Source organism: Streptomyces davaonensis JCM 4913, assembly GCF_000349325.1.
Taxonomy (GTDB): Bacteria; Actinomycetota; Actinomycetes; order Streptomycetales; family Streptomycetaceae; genus Streptomyces; species Streptomyces davaonensis.
The window spans coordinates 5,841,235-5,858,945 of sequence record NC_020504.1 but is presented as its reverse complement, the minus strand read 5'-3'; the positions used below and the strand labels follow the sequence as shown (position 1 = coordinate 5,858,945).

Annotated in this window: 12 protein-coding genes; 7 read left to right on the top strand and 5 right to left on the bottom strand. The window is 71.0% G+C overall.

Annotated features, from left to right (window positions below):
* Positions 1–11: 11 nt before the first annotated feature.
* The 3 genes from BN159_RS25990 to BN159_RS25980 form a co-directional block, all read right to left on the bottom strand.
* Positions 12–1,538, bottom strand: a complete 1,527-nt coding sequence (locus BN159_RS25990; RefSeq protein WP_015659978.1) for a DUF5719 family protein — start codon at positions 1,536–1,538, stop codon at positions 12–14.
* On the bottom strand, positions 1,535–5,179 hold the full coding sequence (locus BN159_RS25985; protein WP_015659977.1) for a glycosyltransferase family 2 protein: 3,645 nt from the start codon (positions 5,177–5,179) through the stop codon (positions 1,535–1,537). Before BN159_RS25985 ends, BN159_RS25990 begins: the two co-directional genes overlap by 4 nt.
* 170 nt (positions 5,180–5,349) lie before the next feature.
* Positions 5,350–5,613, bottom strand: a complete 264-nt coding sequence (locus tag BN159_RS25980) for a WhiB family transcriptional regulator (protein ID WP_003975777.1) — start codon at positions 5,611–5,613, stop codon at positions 5,350–5,352.
* A 611-nt stretch (positions 5,614–6,224) separates the two neighbouring features.
* Here BN159_RS25980 and BN159_RS25975 point away from each other — a divergent pair.
* From BN159_RS25975 to BN159_RS25960, 4 genes are all read left to right on the top strand, one after another.
* Complete coding sequence (locus BN159_RS25975; protein ID WP_015659976.1) at positions 6,225–6,716, top strand: cysteine dioxygenase; 492 nt, start codon at positions 6,225–6,227, stop codon at positions 6,714–6,716.
* Positions 6,717–6,758: 42 nt separating this feature from the next.
* Complete coding sequence (gene cofD, locus BN159_RS25970; protein WP_041819859.1) at positions 6,759–7,718, top strand: 2-phospho-L-lactate transferase; 960 nt, start codon at positions 6,759–6,761, stop codon at positions 7,716–7,718.
* Positions 7,715–9,046 carry a coenzyme F420-0:L-glutamate ligase gene (locus tag BN159_RS25965; protein WP_015659974.1) on the top strand — a complete coding sequence of 444 codons (1,332 nt, stop codon included), beginning with the start codon at positions 7,715–7,717 and terminating at the stop codon, positions 9,044–9,046. Before cofD ends, BN159_RS25965 begins: the two co-directional genes overlap by 4 nt.
* Positions 9,047–9,108: 62 nt before the next feature.
* Complete coding sequence (locus BN159_RS25960) at positions 9,109–10,125, top strand: DNA-3-methyladenine glycosylase family protein (RefSeq protein WP_041819857.1); 1,017 nt, start codon at positions 9,109–9,111, stop codon at positions 10,123–10,125.
* A gap of 845 nt (positions 10,126–10,970) precedes the next feature.
* On the opposite strand, the gene manB is transcribed toward BN159_RS25960, so the two are convergent.
* Both manB and BN159_RS25950 read right to left on the bottom strand, forming a co-directional pair.
* The gene (gene manB / locus BN159_RS25955; RefSeq protein ID WP_015659972.1) at positions 10,971–12,053 is read right to left on the bottom strand and encodes a mannose-1-phosphate guanylyltransferase; all 1,083 of its coding nucleotides are present in this window, start codon (positions 12,051–12,053) and stop codon (positions 10,971–10,973) included.
* 172 nt (positions 12,054–12,225) lie between these two features.
* The gene (locus tag BN159_RS25950; protein ID WP_051113669.1) at positions 12,226–13,587 is read right to left on the bottom strand and encodes a peptidoglycan recognition protein family protein; all 1,362 of its coding nucleotides are present in this window, start codon (positions 13,585–13,587) and stop codon (positions 12,226–12,228) included.
* A 129-nt stretch (positions 13,588–13,716) separates the two neighbouring features.
* Between BN159_RS25950 and BN159_RS25945 the strand changes: the two genes are divergently transcribed.
* The 3 genes from BN159_RS25945 (at position 13,717) to BN159_RS25935 (ending at position 17,703) form a co-directional block, all read left to right on the top strand.
* Positions 13,717–14,472, top strand: a complete 756-nt coding sequence (locus BN159_RS25945; protein ID WP_015659970.1) for a TIGR03089 family protein — start codon at positions 13,717–13,719, stop codon at positions 14,470–14,472.
* A gap of 153 nt (positions 14,473–14,625) precedes the next feature.
* Positions 14,626–15,753: an LCP family protein gene (locus tag BN159_RS25940; RefSeq protein WP_456339979.1), complete on the top strand. Its 1,128-nt coding sequence runs from the start codon at positions 14,626–14,628 to the stop codon at positions 15,751–15,753.
* Between the two features lie 228 nt (positions 15,754–15,981).
* Complete coding sequence (locus BN159_RS25935) at positions 15,982–17,703, top strand: LCP family protein (RefSeq protein ID WP_015659968.1); 1,722 nt, start codon at positions 15,982–15,984, stop codon at positions 17,701–17,703.
* Positions 17,704–17,711: the final 8 nt, after the last annotated feature.

The window sequence follows — 17,711 nt, the reverse complement described above, 5'->3', positions numbered from 1 at the left end:
GCGCGGGCCGCTTACCTCTGGAGCACCGACAGGTCCTGTTCCGCCTCCGGTACCGCCACCATCCCCCGGTCGTCCGGGAGGGTCTGGACGGTGAAGAACGGGGTGTCCCCCTGGGACACGGTGAGGGTCCGGGAGCCGTAGACCGGACCGCCGGAGACCGTTTCCACCGTCAGCGCGTAGCTGCCCTTGAGGGACTTCGGGGCCGGGACCTCGATGGACTGAGTCGTCCCCTTCTTGATCGTGTACGTCTTGGTCGACGCCGTTCCCGCTTCGGTGCCGGCCGAGGCCGTGACCTTGACCTGTGCGGTGCCGGTCGGTGCGGTCAGGGAGAGGATCGTGCCCTTGGCCGTGTTCTCCGCCGAGGTCGCGCGGGTGCCGACCGGGCGCGTGGCCGGGATGAAGGCCGTCTCCTGGTCGGCGCCCTTGCCGCGGGTCACCCGGAGCGCGGCCACCACCGGGACCGAGCGGTCGGTGGGGGTCAGCAGGACCGAGCCCGGCTCGCCGCGCGTGACGTCGCCCAGGTCGACGGCCGAGGTCATACGGGACTTCACGTGCAGCGTCTCGTTGCCGGCGGGTGTGATCGTGCCGGACGGGGAGGCGAGCTGGACCTTCAGGTCGGCGTCGGAGTTGCCGGGTGTGAAGGCGATCAGGCGTACCGCCGTGGCGTCCTTGGGGATGCCGGGCAGGACCAGGGTGCCGGTGGGGTCCGTGGACGCGGCCAGCCAGTCGCCGCCGAGCTTGTCGTCCAGGGCCTGCACCGACGCGCCGACCCGCCCGCTGCGGGCACTGACGTGCGCCGTGAGGTTCGTCTGCTTCTCGTCGATGAGCGTGGAGAGCAGGACCGGCTCGGTGGCGTGCGGCGGGACGGTGATGCCGTCCGGGATGTTCGTCTCCAGGGCGCCGTCCTTGCCGTACAGCTCGATGTCCACGACGGCGGCCGAGTCGTCCGGGTTGGTCAGGTGCACATAGTCCGTGCGGTCGCTCGCCGTGCTGGCGCCGGGGAACCAGAAATCGGTGTCGGGCGCGGTGCAGTTGACGCCCTGGAGACCGCGTCCGGTGCCCGCGGTGACCTCCGTGGTCTGCTGGACGGTCCAGCCGGGCGCGAACTTGCCCTCGGCGGTGCCGACGAGCGCGGGCGCGTCGGCACCGGAGGCGTCCCCGGTGACGGGCTTGCCCGGCTCCTTGTGCTCCAGGACGGGCTTCTCGCCGTCCTTCTTCCCGCCGTCCTTCTTCTCGCCCTTCTCGTCCTCCCCGGTCTTCTCGTCCGCCTGCGCCGACTCGGCGTCCGCGGCGCGCAGTTCGGCCTTGCCGTCGCCGCTCGTGCCCTTGGTGACGGGGGTGAAGGAGGTGTACGTCGTCTCGGCGAGGTCGGAGGTGCTGGGCGTCGGGCAGAGCAGGCTCGTGCGCTCCACGGGCAGCACGGCGGCCGCCTTGGCGCTGTCCTTGCCGGAGGCCTCCGGCGCGCTCAGGGTGGCGTACCCGGTGACGGCGGCGAGCGCGGTCGCGGCGGCGATCAGGGAGAGGGTGGTGCGGTTCACTGCTGGCTCCCGTCGGGACGCTCGACCTCGTGCGGGTGCTGCTGCGCCGGGTCATAGCCGGTGTCGTAACCCTGCTGGTACGGCTGCTCGTACGCGCTCTGGTCGTACGAGCCCTGCTGGGTCTGCCCGTCGTACGCGTACGGGTCGTACTGGCCGGCCTGGTACGGATCCGCCTGGTAGCCCTGGTCGTAGCCGCCCGCCGGGTATCCCTGGCCGTTCTGGTACTGCTCGCCGTAGCCGCCGTACTCGGCCGCGCCCGCGTAGCTCGGTGTGTCGTAGTCGCCGTAGGGCTGCTGCTGCGGGACCGGGACGGGCGGCGCCTGTGCGGGAGGGGCGGGGAACTCCTCGGGGCCGCTCTGCTCCTCGGCCTCCGCCTGGGCGCGCAGGCGGCGGGCGCGGCGGCCCTCGCCGGACGCGGCCTGTGCCGGGATCGGCTGCTCCTCGGGGAGGTCGTCGTCGATGTCGCGGCGGCGGCCGGGCAGGGCGAGGACGACGAGGACGAGGGCGAGGAAGCCCTGGGTCCACAGCCAGGCGGTGTGACTGAAGGGGTCCTCGAAGGTGACGTCCAGCTTCCCGCCGGAGGCGGGAAGTTCGAAGCCCTGGGCCCAGCCGTCGACCGTGGTGCGGGTGAGCGGCCTGCCGTCCAGGGTGGCCGTCCAGCCCTCGTCGGCGGTGTCGGCCAGGCGCAGGATCCGGCCGTCGGCGCCCTCCGGGACCTCGGTGTGGATCTCCACCGGTCCGGCGGCGACGGTCAGCGGGGCACCGGATCCGGCGACGATCGTGGCGCGCGCGACGTCCTGGTCGACCCGCCACAGCGCGCTGCCGCCCTGCTCGCTGAGCCGCTTCAGGCCGGGGGTGGCGTCCAGCACGCGGGTGACCTCGCGGGGCGCGCCCTGGTGCACGAGGACATAGGCCACGGCGAACTTGCCGAGCTGGTCGGCCTGGTCGGCGCCGGATCCCGCGACGAGGTTGGCGACGACCTTGTCGAGCCCGCTGTTCTCCCCGGCGACCGCGGCGAGTTCGGCGTCACCGAGGCGGGCGCCGGAGCCGCGGACCAGGGTGTAGCCCACGTGCGCGGAGGAGTCGCTGTCGAGGACCAGGGTGCGGGCCTGGTCGCGGTTGCCGCTCTCCTCGGCGACGAACGCGGGCACCTGCACCGGGTCGCGGCGCTCCACCGGGCCGTCGGCGCCGTCGAGCACCCAGCCGGTGGCGACCAGCAGCGGGCCCACGGCGGCCGCGAGGGCGATCAGCACGGCGACCGGCTGGCGCCAGCCGAAGCTCTGCTCGGCCACGCGTGAGCGCGCGCCGTCGGCGCCGAGCAGCGCGGCGGCCAGCAGGGCCAGGCCGTAGACGAGGGTGGCGGGGCCCGCCCAGGTGGAGTCGTTGGACAGGACCGCGAAGACGAGGCCCACCAGGGCGACCGCCCAGGCCGTCCAGACGGCGAGCTGACGCTCCGAGCGCAGCAGGGCGGCCAGCGCGGCCAGGACGACGCCGATCAGCATCAGCCCGTTGACCGTGCCGGGGCCGCCGGGGCTGGCGCCGAGCAGGTCGAGCGCGGAGGCGGTCGAGGAGCCGTACTCCAGGCCCGCCTCGTCGAAGAAGCCGAACGGGAGCAGGGTCAGCGACCAGGGCGCGAGGATCAGCAGCGGGGTGCCGAGCTGGGCCACGAAGCGCAGGCCGTAGGCGGTGATGTCGGTGCGGCGGACGGCCAGGAGGGCCACGCCGAGCAGCACCGCGATCGGCCACACGATCGGCGTGAACGCCGTGGTGACCGTCAGCAGCAGGGCGTACGCCCAGGTCGCCCGCCAACTGCCGCGCGCTCCGGAGGTGTTCGCCAGGCCGCTGGCGGCGACGCCCGCGCGGGCGATGAGCGGCAGCAGGACGGCGAGGACGGCGGTGCCGATCCGGCCGCCGGCGAGGGCGCCGGTGGCGGCGGGCAGGAAGGCGTAGACGACGGCCGCCCACGCGCGCAGCAGGCGCGACTCCAGGAGCGGGCGGGAGGCGAAGTAGGCGGTGACCCCGGCCAGCGGGACCGAGCAGACGAGCAGGACGGTCACCGCGAGTCCGGTCGAGCCGAACAGCGCGGAGGCCAGCATCGCCACGATCGCCAGGTACGGGGGCGCGGACGCGGTGCCGCCGGCGCCGACCGGGTGCCAGGAGTCCAGGTAGTGCGACCACAGCTCGGCGGCGTCGGCCGGGGCGGGCAGCAGGGCGCCGCCCGCGAGGGCGCCGGCGCCGAGCAGTGCGCGGCAGGCGGCGAGGGAGACGAGCAGCAGCACCAGGAAGAGCACCGGTCCCGGCTTGCGGGCGATGCGCTTGAGGCGGGCGAACTGCTCGATCTCCAGGAAGTCCGCGTCGTCGCCACCGGGTCCGGACTCGATGCCGCCGCCGTGCCGTCCGGCGCCGGAGGTGGCCTCGGGGTCGGAGCTGCCGAAGAGGCTGCTCGCGGCCTGTTCCACGGTGGCCCGCACGGTCGCGCCGGGCGGCGGGAACAGCGGCCGCAGCTCGTCCTTGTCGACGGCCGGGCGACCCCGCCTGCGCCGGCCGGCGATGATCCGCTCGGGTCGCAGCAGCACGCCCAGCAGACCGCGGATCTCGTCCAGGGCCTGTCCGGGCACCTTGCCGACGAGGTAGGCGAGGGTCCGCACCAGGGTGCCCAGCACCAGGCGCAGCAGCACCCAGGGCAGCACGGCGGAGCGGGTGTTGACGAGCAGGGTGTAGACGGCGCCGGCCTTGTCGACCTTGTGCGGGGAGGCCGTGGTGCGGCCCGCGCAGTCGACCGCGCGGCGCTCGCGGGAGGCCGCCTCTGCGTGTCGTACGACCGCGTCGGGGGCGATGAGGACGCGGTGGCCGGCCGACTGGGCGCGCCAGCACAGGTCGACGTCGTCCCGCATCAGGGGCAGTCGCCGGTCGAAGCCGCCGAGCTCCTCGAAGACGTCGCGCCGGACGAGCATGCCGGCGGTGGACACCGACAGCACGGAGCGGACGTGGTCGTGCTGGCCCTGGTCCTGTTCGCGGCGGTCGAGGCCGGTCCAGCGGCGGCCGGAGTGGGCGATGGTGACGCCGACCTCCAGCAGCTGGCGCTTGTCGTACCAGCCGCGCAGTTTGGGTCCGACGACGGCGACGTCGTCGCGGCCCAGCTCGCGTTCGTTCTCCACGACGCGCAGCAGCTGGGCCAGGGCGTCGGCTTCGGGGGCGCTGTCGTCGTGCAGCAGCCACAGCCACTGGACCGGCTCGCCGTGCGGCAGCTCGGGCAGGTCATAGGCGTCGTCGCGCCAGCTGCGCGTGACGGGGTCCCAGCCGCTCGGCCGCTTCAGGTACGGCAGCTCGTCCGGGGTGAGGACGGGCGCGGTGCGGGCGGCCTCCTCGACGGCCTGGCCGAAACCGGTGCGCCGGGCGAGATGCAGGACGCGGTCCGGGCCGAGGGCCTCGGTGACGAGCCGGGCGGAGTCGTCGGCGCTGCCGGTGTCGGCAGCCATGACGGACTGCACCGGGCGCTCCTGGCCGAGCAGCCCGGCGAGCGCGTCGGGGAGCCAGCGGGCGCCGTCGTGGGAGACGAGGACCGCGGTCACCACATGACGCGGGAACTCTGGTGTGGCGGACGCTTCTTGCTGCGCCGCCGTGTGGCTGTGCACGGACATCGAGGTACGGGCCCCGGTTCGGTGGACTGCGGTGGACGTCTGTGCCGTGTGAGAGCGGCGGGACGTCTCGGACGAGCGACCACACTATCGGCTGGGCATGAGGGAGGCCCGCCGCCTGTGGATAACCCACCTGCGACGGGCCGCTGGATACGTGTGTATATGCCGTTTGGTCAGACGGCGGCCTTCTTCAGGCGTCGGCGTTCCCGTTCGGACAGGCCGCCCCAGATGCCGAAGCGTTCGTCGTTGGCGAGGGCGTACTCGAGGCACTCGGAGCGGACCTCACAGGCGAGGCAGACCTTCTTGGCCTCGCGGGTGGAGCCGCCCTTCTCGGGGAAGAAGGACTCGGGATCGGTCTGGGCGCACAGCGCGCGCTCCTGCCAGCCGAGTTCCTCGTCCGCGTCGTCGACCAGCAGTTGCTGCACCAGCTCGGTCATGTGCGCCCCTCGTCTGTCTTTCGCGTCCCCGTGATGTAGCCGTTACCGATTTCGGCTGAACGACACGAGTGAAATTACAAGTGTGCTGCTCCGGGCGAGTCAAGCCGAGATCTGCTATTGGGCCCCTTATTCACTCTGCGGAACCAAGGCCTAGCGGAAAGTGTTCAAATCGGCATAAACCTTGACATGCAGGCGAGACCCAGGAGGGCCTCCGGGGCCGTACAGACCTAGTACGGAAGAGGACGCCCAGGAGTTCGATCTCGTTCCTTGTGCGCCCGGTTGTGCGCCATGTGTCCGGGGTTACCCGTGAACAAACCTTTCGGCAGCCAGATGAACCGGATGAGGTGAACCATGTCCCACATTCCGGGCGTCGAGTTGACAGTGGAGGTGTGAGCCGCTGTCCTTGGGGGCATGCTCGCGAACTCGGCACTCACCTCGACCCGCACCGCCGGGTCCCTCGGTGCTGCCCGTGCTCGCTGTAGCTGTTGTTGCTGTCCCAGCTGTTGAGCCATCCCCGCTCCAGCTGAGGCCGGGTCCCGTCCCCTGCGACTCGGTTTCTCGTTCCCCTCTGACCTTCTTTGACTGATCTCACTGAGGAACCACCCCACCCCATGAACAGCGACAGCGACCTCCAGATCGCCGGCGACATCCTCGAAGTCCCGCACCTCCTCCAGCCCCCGCGCGAGCACCCGGCCACCGTCGCCGAGTTCGTCGGCCTGGCCCGCGCCATCGCCGCCGACCGCTCCCAGTGGGAGCACCTCGTCCAGTACGACGCCACCTCCCGCTGGTACCACCGGCTGCGCACCGGCCCCGGCTACGAGGTGTGGCTGCTGTCCTGGGTGCCCGGACAGGGCAGCGGACTGCACGACCACGGCCCCTCCTCCGGCGTGCTGACCGTCCTGGAGGGCACGCTCACCGAGCGCACGGAGCGCGGCACGCGCGCGTTGGCGCCGGGCGCGCAGCGGGTGTTCGCGCCGGGGTACGTGCACGAGGTGGTCAATGACGCGCTGCAGCCGGCCGTCAGCCTGCACGTGTACTACCCGGGCCTGACCGAGATGCCGATGCACACCCGGTGCGCGGCGGAGGCCGTCCGGGTCGCGTGACCGCCTGACGCGTTGTCGGACGCTCCTGCCATGCTTGCTTCCATGCGCATTGTGGTTCTGGCAGGCGGCATCGGCGGTGCCCGGTTCCTGCGTGGTCTGAAGCGGGCCGCGCCGGACGCGGACATCACCGTCATCGGCAACACCGGCGACGACATCCACCTCTTCGGGCTGAAGGTCTGCCCGGACCTCGACACGGTGATGTACACCCTCGGCGGCGGCATCAACGAGGAGCAGGGCTGGGGACGGGCCGAGGAGACCTTCCATCTCAAGGAGGAGCTCGCGGCGTACGGGGTCGGGCCCGAGTGGTTCGGGCTCGGCGACCGGGACTTCGCCACGCACATCGTGCGGACCCAGATGATCGGCGCCGGGTTCCCGCTCAGCGCGGTCACCGAGGCGCTGAGCGACCGCTGGAAGCCGGGCGTGCGGCTCATCCCGATGACCGACGACCGCGTGGAGACGCATGTCGCCGTCGAGTTGGAGGGCGAGCGCAAGGCGATCCACTTCCAGGAGTACTGGGTACGGCTGCGCGCCTCCGTCCCCGCCGAGGCCGTCGTGCCCGTGGGCGCCGAGCAGGCCAAGCCCGCGCCGGGCGTCCTGGAGGCGATCGCCGAGGCGGACGTCGTGCTGTTCCCGCCGTCCAACCCGGTCGTCTCCATCGGCACGATCCTCGCCGTGCCCGGTATCCGCGAGGCCATCGCGGAGGCGGGGGTGCCGGTGGTGGGCCTCTCCCCCATCGTCGGGGACGCGCCCGTGCGCGGGATGGCCGACAAGGTGCTCGCGGCGGTCGGCGTGGAGTCCACGGCCGCGGCGGTCGCCGAGCACTACGGCTCGGGGCTGCTGGACGGCTGGCTCGTCGACACCGTGGACGCCGGTTCCGTGGAGCGGATCGAGGCGGCGGGCGTCCGCTGCCGTGCCGTACCGCTGATGATGAGCGATCTCGACGCCACCGCGCGGATGGCCCAGGAGGCGCTGACGCTGGCCGAGGAGGTGCGGGGGGCGTGAGCGAGGAGTCCTTCGGGGGGTACCGGGTCTGGGCCGTGCCGGGGTTGCCCGAGGTCGCGGCGGGTGACGATCCCGCCAAGCTGATCGCGGCCGCCGAGCCCGGGCTGGCCGACGGTGACGTCCTGCTCGTCACCTCCAAGATCGTGTCCAAGGCGGAGGGGCGGATCGTCGAGGCCGCCGACCGGGAGGCCGCGATCGACGCCGAGACCGTACGGGTCGTGGCGCGGCGCGGCACCCTGCGGATCGTCGAGAACCGGCAGGGCCTGGTCATGGCCGCGGCCGGGGTCGACGCCTCCAACACCCCGGCCGGGACCGTGCTGTTGCTGCCCGAGGACCCGGACACCTCCGCGCGGGCGATCCGGGACGGGCTGCGGGACGCCCTCGGCGTCAACGTCGGGGTGATCGTCACTGACACCTTCGGGCGACCCTGGCGCTCGGGGCTCACGGACGTCGCGATCGGCGCCGCCGGGGTGCGGGTGCTCGACGATCTGCGCGGGGGGCAGGACGCGTACGGCAATCCGCTGAGCGCGACCGTCGTGGCGACCGCGGACGAGCTGGCCGCGGCGGGGGATCTCGTCAAGGGGAAGGCCGCCGGGCTGCCGGTCGCCGTGGTGCGGGGGCTGGCGCATGTGGTGGTCGCGGACGCGGACTCGGACGGCGGTGACGACGAGGAAGGGGCGCGGGCCATGGTGCGTGGCGGGCACGACGACATGTTCCGGCTGGGGACGTCCGAGGCGGTGCGGCTGGCGGTGACCCAGCGGCGTACGGTCCGGGCCTTCACCGACGCGGCCGTCGATCCCGGGGCGGTTCGGCGGGCCGTCGCCGCGGCCGTGACGGCGCCGGCGCCGCATCACACGACGCCGTGGCGGTTCGTGCTGCTGGAGTCGGAGGAGTCACGGGTGCGGCTGCTCGACGCGATGCGGGACGCGTGGGTCGCGGATCTGCGGCGGGACGGGAAGTCGGAGGAGTCCATCGCCAAGCGGGTGCGGCGGGGGGATGTGCTGCGTCACGCGCCGTATCTGGTGGTGCCTTGTCTCGTCATGGACGGGTCGCATACGTACGGGGATCCGCGGCGGGACGGTGCGGAGCGGGAGATGTTCGTGGTGGCCGCGGGTGCCGGGGTGCAGAACTTCCTGGTGGCGTTGGCCGGGGAGCGGCTGGGGTCGGCCTGGGTGTCCTCGACGATGTTCTGCCGGGACGTGGTGCGGGGGGTGCTGGGGCTGCCGTCTTCGTGGGATCCGATGGGGGCTGTTGCGGTCGGGCATCCGGCGGAGGAGCCTCGGGCGCGGGATGAGCGGGATGCCTCGGCTTTCATCGAGGTGCGATGACGTATGACGGCTTCGGCCTAACCTCGTAGGGCTGTTCTCGGCTTTTGTTTGGGACCTGATTCGTGGCTGGACGTTTCGCGCCTCGGCCCACGCGTACGACTGTGCGTGGTGGGCATGTCGGTGTGCCCTCGGGAGTGCCTGGGGCTGCCGCTGGTTCGGGTTCGGGTTCGGGTGGGCGGGTTCGGACGTGGGTTCCTGAGGGGCCGCTCGATCTTGGGCTGGTGCTCGGGCCGTTGCGGCGGGGGCCTGGGGATCCGACGTTTCGGGCCATGCCGGACGGGTCGGTGTGGCGGGCGAGTCGGACGCCTGGTGGGCCGGGGACCTTGCGGGTTGTTGTGCAGGGTTCTGCTGTACGGGCGGAGGCTTGGGGGCCGGGGGCGGAGTGGCTGTTGGAGCGGGTGCCGGCGCTGTTGGGGGCCGCGGATGATCCGTCGGCGTTCGTGCCTCGGCATCGCGTGGTGGCTCTTGCCCGGCATCGGCGGCCGGGGTTGCGGCTGACGCGGACCGGGCTGGTGATGGAGTCGTTGATTCCGTCGATTCTGGAGCAGAAGGTCACGACCGATGAGGCTTATCGGGCTTGGCGGTTGTTGGTGCGGCAGTACGGGGAGCCGGCGCCTGGGCCTGTGCCCGGGCGGATGTGTGTGATGCCGGATGCTCGGACGTGGGCGTTGATTCCGTCGTGGGAGTGGCATCGGGCGGGGGTTGACGACAAGCGGGCGTCGACGATTGTGCGGTGTGTGCGGGTTGCTGCGCGGCTGGAGGAGGCCGTGTTCATGGCGGCGGGGGATGCGCAGGCTCGGTTGGAGGCCGTGGTGGGGGTGGGGCCGTGGACCTCTGCGGAAGTGGTGCAGCGTAGTCATGGGGCGGCGGATGCGGTGACTGTGGGGGATCTGCATCTGCCGGGGATTGTGGGGTTTGCGCTGGCTGGGGATCGGGATGCGGATGATGCGGTGATGTTGTCGCTGCTGGAGCCGTATGCGGGGCAGCGGCATCGGGCGGCTCGGTTGATTTTGTTGAGTGGGCGGGTGCCGGCGCGGAGGGCTCCGCGGATGCCTCGGGGGGATATCGGGCGGCTGTGACTGTCGGCGGGGGTGCGCACGACTTTCTTTCGCCCCCGCCGCCCCTACCCGTCCCATCCCTGGGGGCTGCGCCCCCAGACCCCCGCTGCCGGCCCTGAACGGGCCTCGTCCTCAAACGCCGGACGGGCTGGAGAGGGCTGAGGTGCGTAGCCCCCAGCGGGTGGGTGGGGGGTCGGGATGGCTGTGGCCTCGTCTTCGAACGCCGGACCGGCCGGAGGGGGCTGAGCTGCGTAGCCCCCACCGGGTGGGTGGGGGGCGGGATGGCAATGGCCTCGGTCTCACTCCGGCCTGCGGGATATGACTGGAGGCACCGCCACCAGCGGGTGGGTGGAAGATCGGGACGGCTGCGGCCTCGTCCTCGAACACCGGACCGGCCGGAGGGGACTGGGCTGCGTAACCACCAGCGGGTGGGTGGAAGATCGGGACGGCTGCGGCCTCGTCCTCGAACACCGGACCGGCCGGAGGGGACTGGGCTGCGTAACCACCAGCGGGTGGGTGGAAGATCGGGACGGCTGCGGCCTCGTCCTCGAACGCCGGAACGGCTGGAGAGGGCTGGGCTGCGTAACCACCAGCGGGTGGGTGGGGGATTGGGATGGCCGTCGCCTTGGTCTCGTACCTCCGACTGGATGGAAATGGCTAGGGTGCATCCCCGCCAGCGGTGGGTCTGGGCTCGGGACGGCCATCGCCTTGGTCTCGCACACTCGACCGGGCGGAAGTGGCTGGGGCGCGTGACCAGCAGCAGGTCGGCGCGGGGCCGGGACGGCTGATGCCTCGGGCTCGCGCTTCTGATCGGCTCAAGTGAGTGGGGGCGCCGTCCCCTTTCTCGTGGGGACGGCGCGTTGGGGTTACTGGTCTGGGGAGAAGCGGAGGGATCTGGCGGGGATTTGGGCGTTGCACCAGACTCGGGCGCCGTTGGTGAGTTCGTTTTCGGCGCCTACTGTGGCGTCGTCGCCTATTACCGTGCCGGTGAGGATCGAGCGTTCGCCCACTCGGGCCCTCGTGCCGATCATGGAGTCTGTGATGACCGCGCCTGGTTCGATCACCGCTCCGGGGAGGATCGTGCTGCCGTAGACCCTGGCGCCCTCCGCCACGAACGCTCCCTCGCCCACCACCGTTCCGCCCGCCAGTTTCGCGTCGGGGGCGACCCTTGCCGTGGGGAGGATCAGGCGGTCGCCGCAGCGGCCCGGCACCGCGGGGGACGGGGCTCGGCCCAGCACCAGGTCTGCGGAACCTCGTACGAAGGCCGCGGGCGTGCCCAAGTCCAGCCAGTACGTCGAGTCCACCATGCCCTGTAGGTGGGCTCCGGCCGACAAGAGGTCTGGGAACGTTTCTCGTTCCACCGAGACCGGGCGGCCTGTGGGGATCGTGTCGATCACCGAGCGTCGGAAGACGTATGCGCCTGCATTGATCTGGTCCGTGACGATTTCTTCGGGGGTTTGGGGCTTCTCCAGGAACGCCGTCACCCTGCCCGTCTCGTCCGTGGGGACCAGGCCGTATGCCCTCGGGTCCGTCACCTTCGTGAGGTGGAGGCTGACGTCTGCCGACGTGCTCTGGTGTGTTTGTACCAGCGCCCTGATGTTCAGGCCCGTCAGGATGTCGCCGTTGAAGATCAGTACCGGGTCGTCGGGCGCGGAGTGGAGGCGGGAGGCCACGTTGCGGATGGCGCCGCCCGTGCCGAGCGGCTCCTCCTCGGTGACGTACTCGATGTGCAGGCCCAGTGCGGCGCCGTCCCCGAAGTACGGCTCGAAGACCTCCGCCAGGTAGGAGGTGGCGAGCACGATGTGGTCCACGCCCGCCGCTCTCGCTCTCGCGAGCTGGTGCGTGAGGAAGGGGACCCCGGCCGCCGGGACCATGGGCTTGGGCGTGTGCACGGTGAGCGGACGCAGCCGTGTGCCCTTGCCGCCGACCAGGAGGATCGCTTCTGTCACCTGTTGTCTCCGCTTCCTGCCGGGACCGGCCGAACTGTCTTTCGGCCGGTCAGTGTATGCACCGTGGTGTGCAGACCGTTTGAGGTGCCCTCGACGGCAGTGCGGAGTTCGTCATTGATCCGCCTACCCCCCCGATGGCGGTGAATGTGTGCCTACGGCGTCAGCGACGCTGTCAGCGGCCTTGGAGTTCCGCCGCCTTCGAGCGAGTGCTGCCGAGCTTGCGGTACATCTGCCAGCCCGGGCACTCCGTGGCGTAACCGTCACGGTGGCCGGAGATCACATTCAGTCGTACGTTCCTACCCTTTGCGTAGAGATTGCTACCCCCGGACTTCAGGTACGTCTTTCCTCGCGGATTGGCGCCGAAGAGACCGAGTTTCCAGGCCGTGAGGCGGGCCACCGCCTTCACCGCGGCGGCCGACGGCTTGCTGGTGGCATGGCTGCCGAGGAGGGCGATCCCCATGCTGTGCGTGTTGAAACCGAGGGTGTGGGCGCCCAGGACCGGCTTCGCCACGCCACCGGCACGGCCCTCGTAGAGGTTTCCGCACTTGTCGACGACGAAGTTGTAGCCGATGTCCCGCCAGCCCATGCTCATCACGTGGTAGCGGTAGATACCGCGGATGACGGAGGGCGCCTGCGAGCACGTGTATCCGTTGCCGGACGCCGTGTGGTGGACGAAGGCCGCCTTCACCTTCTTCGTGTAGACGAACTTCCGTTCCCGCCATGACTCGTTGGCCCCCCAGCCGCGGCGGGTGACGATGCGGGGGCGGGGGCCGATGTACGGCCTCGCCTGTTGTTCCGCGGTGAGGTCCGCGCCGCCCACGGTCAGCAGTTCACTTCGGGTCTGCTCGGCCGTCAGGGCCGGGATCTCCAGGGCGCCCAGGGGCGCCAGTTCGGCGTTGACCGCGGAGGCGGCCGCCGTATCGGCGGTGAGGTTGTTGGCGGGGGCGTCGGCACGGCTGGTCACCGGCCGGGGCTGCGGCGCCTCTTCACCGGGGTCGACCAGTTCCAGGCGCAGGCCCGTGGGGAGAGTGGGGAGCGCCGCCGTCTCCGACGGCTCGGCCTTGACGCGTACCTCCACTCCGTCCGAGTCTCCGACCCACAGCGGGGCCGTGGCGCCGCGGACCCGGCCCGAGGCGCGTTCCGCCGTGTACGGGTCGGCGGCGTGGTCGGCGTTGTGGGTCTCCACGTCCTGCCAGTCGGACCAGGCGCCGGTCGCGGTCGCCCGCGTACGGACCTGGACCCGGCCGTGGAGTTCGGTGTCGGGGTTGTCCCAGACGACGCCGATGAGCGAGAAGCGGCGTACGTCCTTGGGGGGCAGGCCCTGTTCGGGGGCCGCGGGGGTGGCCCTGGTCCGGTTCAGCGGTTCCAGAGGGAGGGACTCGGTGTGGCCCGGGGCCGGTCTGTCACCGGCTGTCGTGGCCGCTTCCGCAGTCGGCGCGGGTCTTGTGTTCGCCGCGACGGCGGATGGGGTCAGCGGAAGCATGAGAGCGGCCGCACAGGTGACACCGATCGAAGAAGCAAGGAATCCACGCATGCCCCTGATGTTGGACATAGTCATACAAATCTGTCCATTGGGGAGTTGACGGGGCGTCGGGCGGCGTTCGGCCGAACCGGTGGTGGGCGCGAGGGGTGCGGGGAGCCGGGCGCGCGTACGCTGACTCGGGTGAATTCCACCGATCGCACCCCTGCCGACCTGCTGCGTTCCGCGCTCGCCGCGGATCCCGGGCGTCCCCTGGTGACCTTCTACGACGATGCCACCGGGGAGCGCGTCGAATTGTCCGTGGCCACCTTCGCCAATTGGGTGGCCAAGACCGCGAATCTGCTCCAAGGGGATCTGGGTGCCGGACCCGGCGACCGGGTGACCCTGCTGCTGCCCGCGCACTGGCAGACGGCCGTGTGGCTGCTGGCCTGTTCGTCGGTGGGCGCGCTGGCGGATGTGGACGGGGACGCGGCGGCGGCCGATGTCGTGGTGAGCGGTCCTGACACCCTGGACGCGGCCCGTGCGTGCGGCGGGGAGCGGGTGGCTCTCGCGCTGCGGCCGCTGGGCGGGCGTTTCCCGCAGCCGCCGGCCGGGTTCGCGGACTACGCGGTGGAGGTCCCCTCGCAGGGGGACCGGTTCGCACCGTTCGCGCCGGTGGACCCCGAGGAGCCGGCGCTGATCGTCGCCGGGCGGGAGTTCACCGGGGCGGAGGTCGTGGAGCGGGCACGGGACGAGGCGACGGGTCTCGGACTGACCGGGCCGGGCTCCCGGATCCTGTCCGGGCTCGGGTACGACACCTGGGAGGGGCTCAACGCCGGGCTGTACGGGGCGCTGGCCACGGGCGGCTCGGTGGTGCTGTGCCGGAACCTCGGGGCGCTGGACGAGGAGGCGCTGGCCAAGCGGATCGAGAGTGAGCGGGTCACGGCAGTGGCGCGCTGACCAGCGCGGTGTTCCTCACCTCCGGCCCCGTCCGAACCCTTCCCGTCCCCCGTTCGGCCCATCACCGCTCACCCCCCTCCCCTCATTCACGTCATCGTCGTAAGCGAGACCAGGCAGACACACGCCCGCGCGCCATGAGGGGTGGACGTAGACGTGACGAAGACTGTTGGTGGAGCCCGGGCCAGTGGGGCGGGGCTGATACGACGGCGCAGGAGGCGGTGGGTCCGGGGGGTCGGGGCGGGCGTCGGGGTGGTGGTACTGGGGGCGGTGGTCGCCGGGTGGGCCGTGTACGTGAAGCTCGACGGGAACATCACCCCGGACAGCGCGGCCGCCGAGGAGCTGGCCCGGTACGAGGGGGAGCGGCCGACCTCGCTGGTCAAGAACGCGCAGAACATTCTGGTCATCGGGTCCGACTCCCGGTCCGGCGACGAGAACCGGCGCTACGGGCGGGACTCCGGGACCGAGCGGTCCGACACCACGATCCTGTTGCATCTGGCGGCCGGGCGGCGCAGCGCCACCGCCGTCTCCCTCCCCCGGGATCTGATGGTGGACGTGCCCGCCTGTCTACGGCCCGACGGAAGCCGTTCCGAGCCGATGTTCGCCATGTTCAACTACGCCTTCGAGATGGGCGGTTCGGCGTGCAGCATCCGCACCGTCGAGAAGCTCACCGGCGTGCGGATCGACCATCACATGGTCGTCGACTTCCGTGGGTTCAAGGACATGGTCGATGCCGTGGGCGGGGTCGAGGTGTGCCTGAAGTCGCCCATCAACGACAAGGCCGCCAAGCTCCGGCTGCCCGCCGGGCGGGTGACGCTCGACGGGGAACAGGCCCTCGGTTTTGTGCGGGCCCGGAAGTCGCTCGGGAACGGTAGCGACACCGACCGGATGGACCGGCAGCAACGATTCCTCGGTGCGCTGGTCAACAAGGTGCAGAGCAATGACGTACTGCTGAATCCGGTGCGGCTCTATCCCCTGCTCGACGCCGCCACGTCCTCCCTGACGACCGATCCGGATCTTGCCAGCTTGCGTGGCTTGTACCAGCTCGTCCGTGGTGTGCGCGACATCCCCACCGAACGTGTGCAATTTCTGACCGTTCCCCGGGAGTCGTATGTCTACAACTCCAATCGCGACCAGCTCATCGAACCCGAGGCGGAAAGGCTGTTCGAGCGGCTGCGGACCGACACGCCCGTCGAAGTCAGTCAAAAGGGTCCGGCTCGCGACCCCGACTCCCCCGCCCCCACGTTTCGCGGGAACACGGCCGCTCAGCACACCTGCGAGTAAAGCGCTCACCAAGGCTCACCGGGGCGACGAACCTCCATTCAGGGAAATGCTCCGTAATGCCCGGTTGTAGGAGCGTGGAATGTGTCACGGCCGTCGCCCGTCGCCGAATCGGGCGGCTAGTGTGAGCGACCCGGTGCACCCGGCCTCCTGGTCGCGCACTGTTTGACCGAGACCGAGCGCCTGAAGGGGGAAGGCGCCGCGTGGCCCCGACGGAGGATTCGGACAATCGTGGACGCGCAAGGCCGTGGGCGGGCGGAGAACATCGATCCCGCAGACCAGTGGGTACTGAACCCGAACACCGGTGAATACGAACTGCGACTGAGTCCTTCCGCAGCGCAGTCGGCAGTGCCGGGCCCCCGCGGCCCCCGCAGAACCGCCTCCCGCACCGCGACGCCCGTACGCGATCCGCGGCCCGGGCGCGATGTCCCGCCGCCGCGGCGGCGGCGCGGGGTGCCCGAGGAGCCCCTGCCGACCCGGCGCGGGCGGCGGCCGGAGAAGAAGTCCAAGGTCAAGAAGTTCCTGATGTGGACCGGCGGCAGCATGGCGTTTCTGCTCCTCGCCACCGCCGGGGCCGGGTACCTCTACCTGGAGCACCTCAACGACAACATCGACTCCGTCCCGGACGACGGCGCGAGCACCGGTGGCTTCAAGAAGGACCAGGCCATCAACATCCTGCTGATCGGCACCGACAAGCGCACCGGCTCCGGCAACGAGGGCTACGGCGACAAGAACAGCGCCGGCCACGCCGACACCACGATCCTGCTGCACGTCTCCAAGGACCGGTCGAACGCCACCGCGCTCAGCATCCCCCGGGACCTGATCGTCGACATCCCGGACTGCCCTACGACGCAGGAGGACGGGTCCAAGGAGGTCATCGCCGGGTCCACCGGCGTCCGCTTCAACACCAGCCTCGGCCAGAGCGGCCGTACGCCCAGCTGCACCATGCGGACCGTGACCGAGCTGACCGGGATCAAGCCGGACAACTTCCTGGTCGCCGACTTCAACGCGGTCAAGACGCTGACCAGTGCGGTCGGCGGGGTCGAGGTGTGTCTGGCGAAGGACATCGACGACCCCGACTCGCATCTGAAGCTGTCCAAGGGCACCCACACCATCGAGGGCGAGCAGGCGCTGGCCTTCGTGCGCACCCGGCACTCCGTGGGCTTCGGCGGCGACCTGAGCCGGATCGGGATCCAACAGCAGTTCCTCGGCTCGCTGATGCGCAAGCTGAAGTCCAACGACACGCTCACCAGCCCGACCAAGATGGTGAAGCTGGCGGAGGCGGGCACCGAGGCGCTCACCGTCGACTCCCAGCTCGACAGCATCGGCAAGCTGAAGGACCTCGGTCTCGAGCTGGGCAAGCTCAACACCAAGAACCTGACGTTCACCACCGTTCCGGTGATCGACAACCCGGCCGAGACGGTGAAGGCGACCGTCGTCGTCAACGAGACGACCGCCCCCGAAGTGTTCGACATGATCAAGAACGATGTGTCGTTCACGGCGGTCAAGGCGCAGAAGAAGAAGGAGAAGGCCGCCATCGCCGCCCGCCTCAAGGGCACCAAGGCGGACGCCTCCGAGGTACGCGTGCGCATCCTCAACGGCGGCGCGGAGTCCGGCAGCGCCCAGGAGACGCTGACCTGGCTCCAGACCGAGGAGGGCGTCACCAAGTCCGAGAACGCGGGCAACGCGCCGGAGGCCCTCGCCAGGACGACGCTTGAGTACGCGCCCGAACAGGCCGACCAGGCACGGCGGTTGGCGGACATCCTGGGTCTTTCCGGGTCCGCGATGAAGCCCGGTGAGAGCGAACTCAACTCCCAGGGCCTGCCCACGATGACGCTCACCCTGGGCGAGGACTTCAAGGGCGCCGGGGTCCCGCTCACCGGGTCGTCGTCGGGGAAGGCTCCCGAGGGCGTGGACAAGTCCACCGCGGATCAGGTCGAGTGCGCCAAGTGACCTGACCC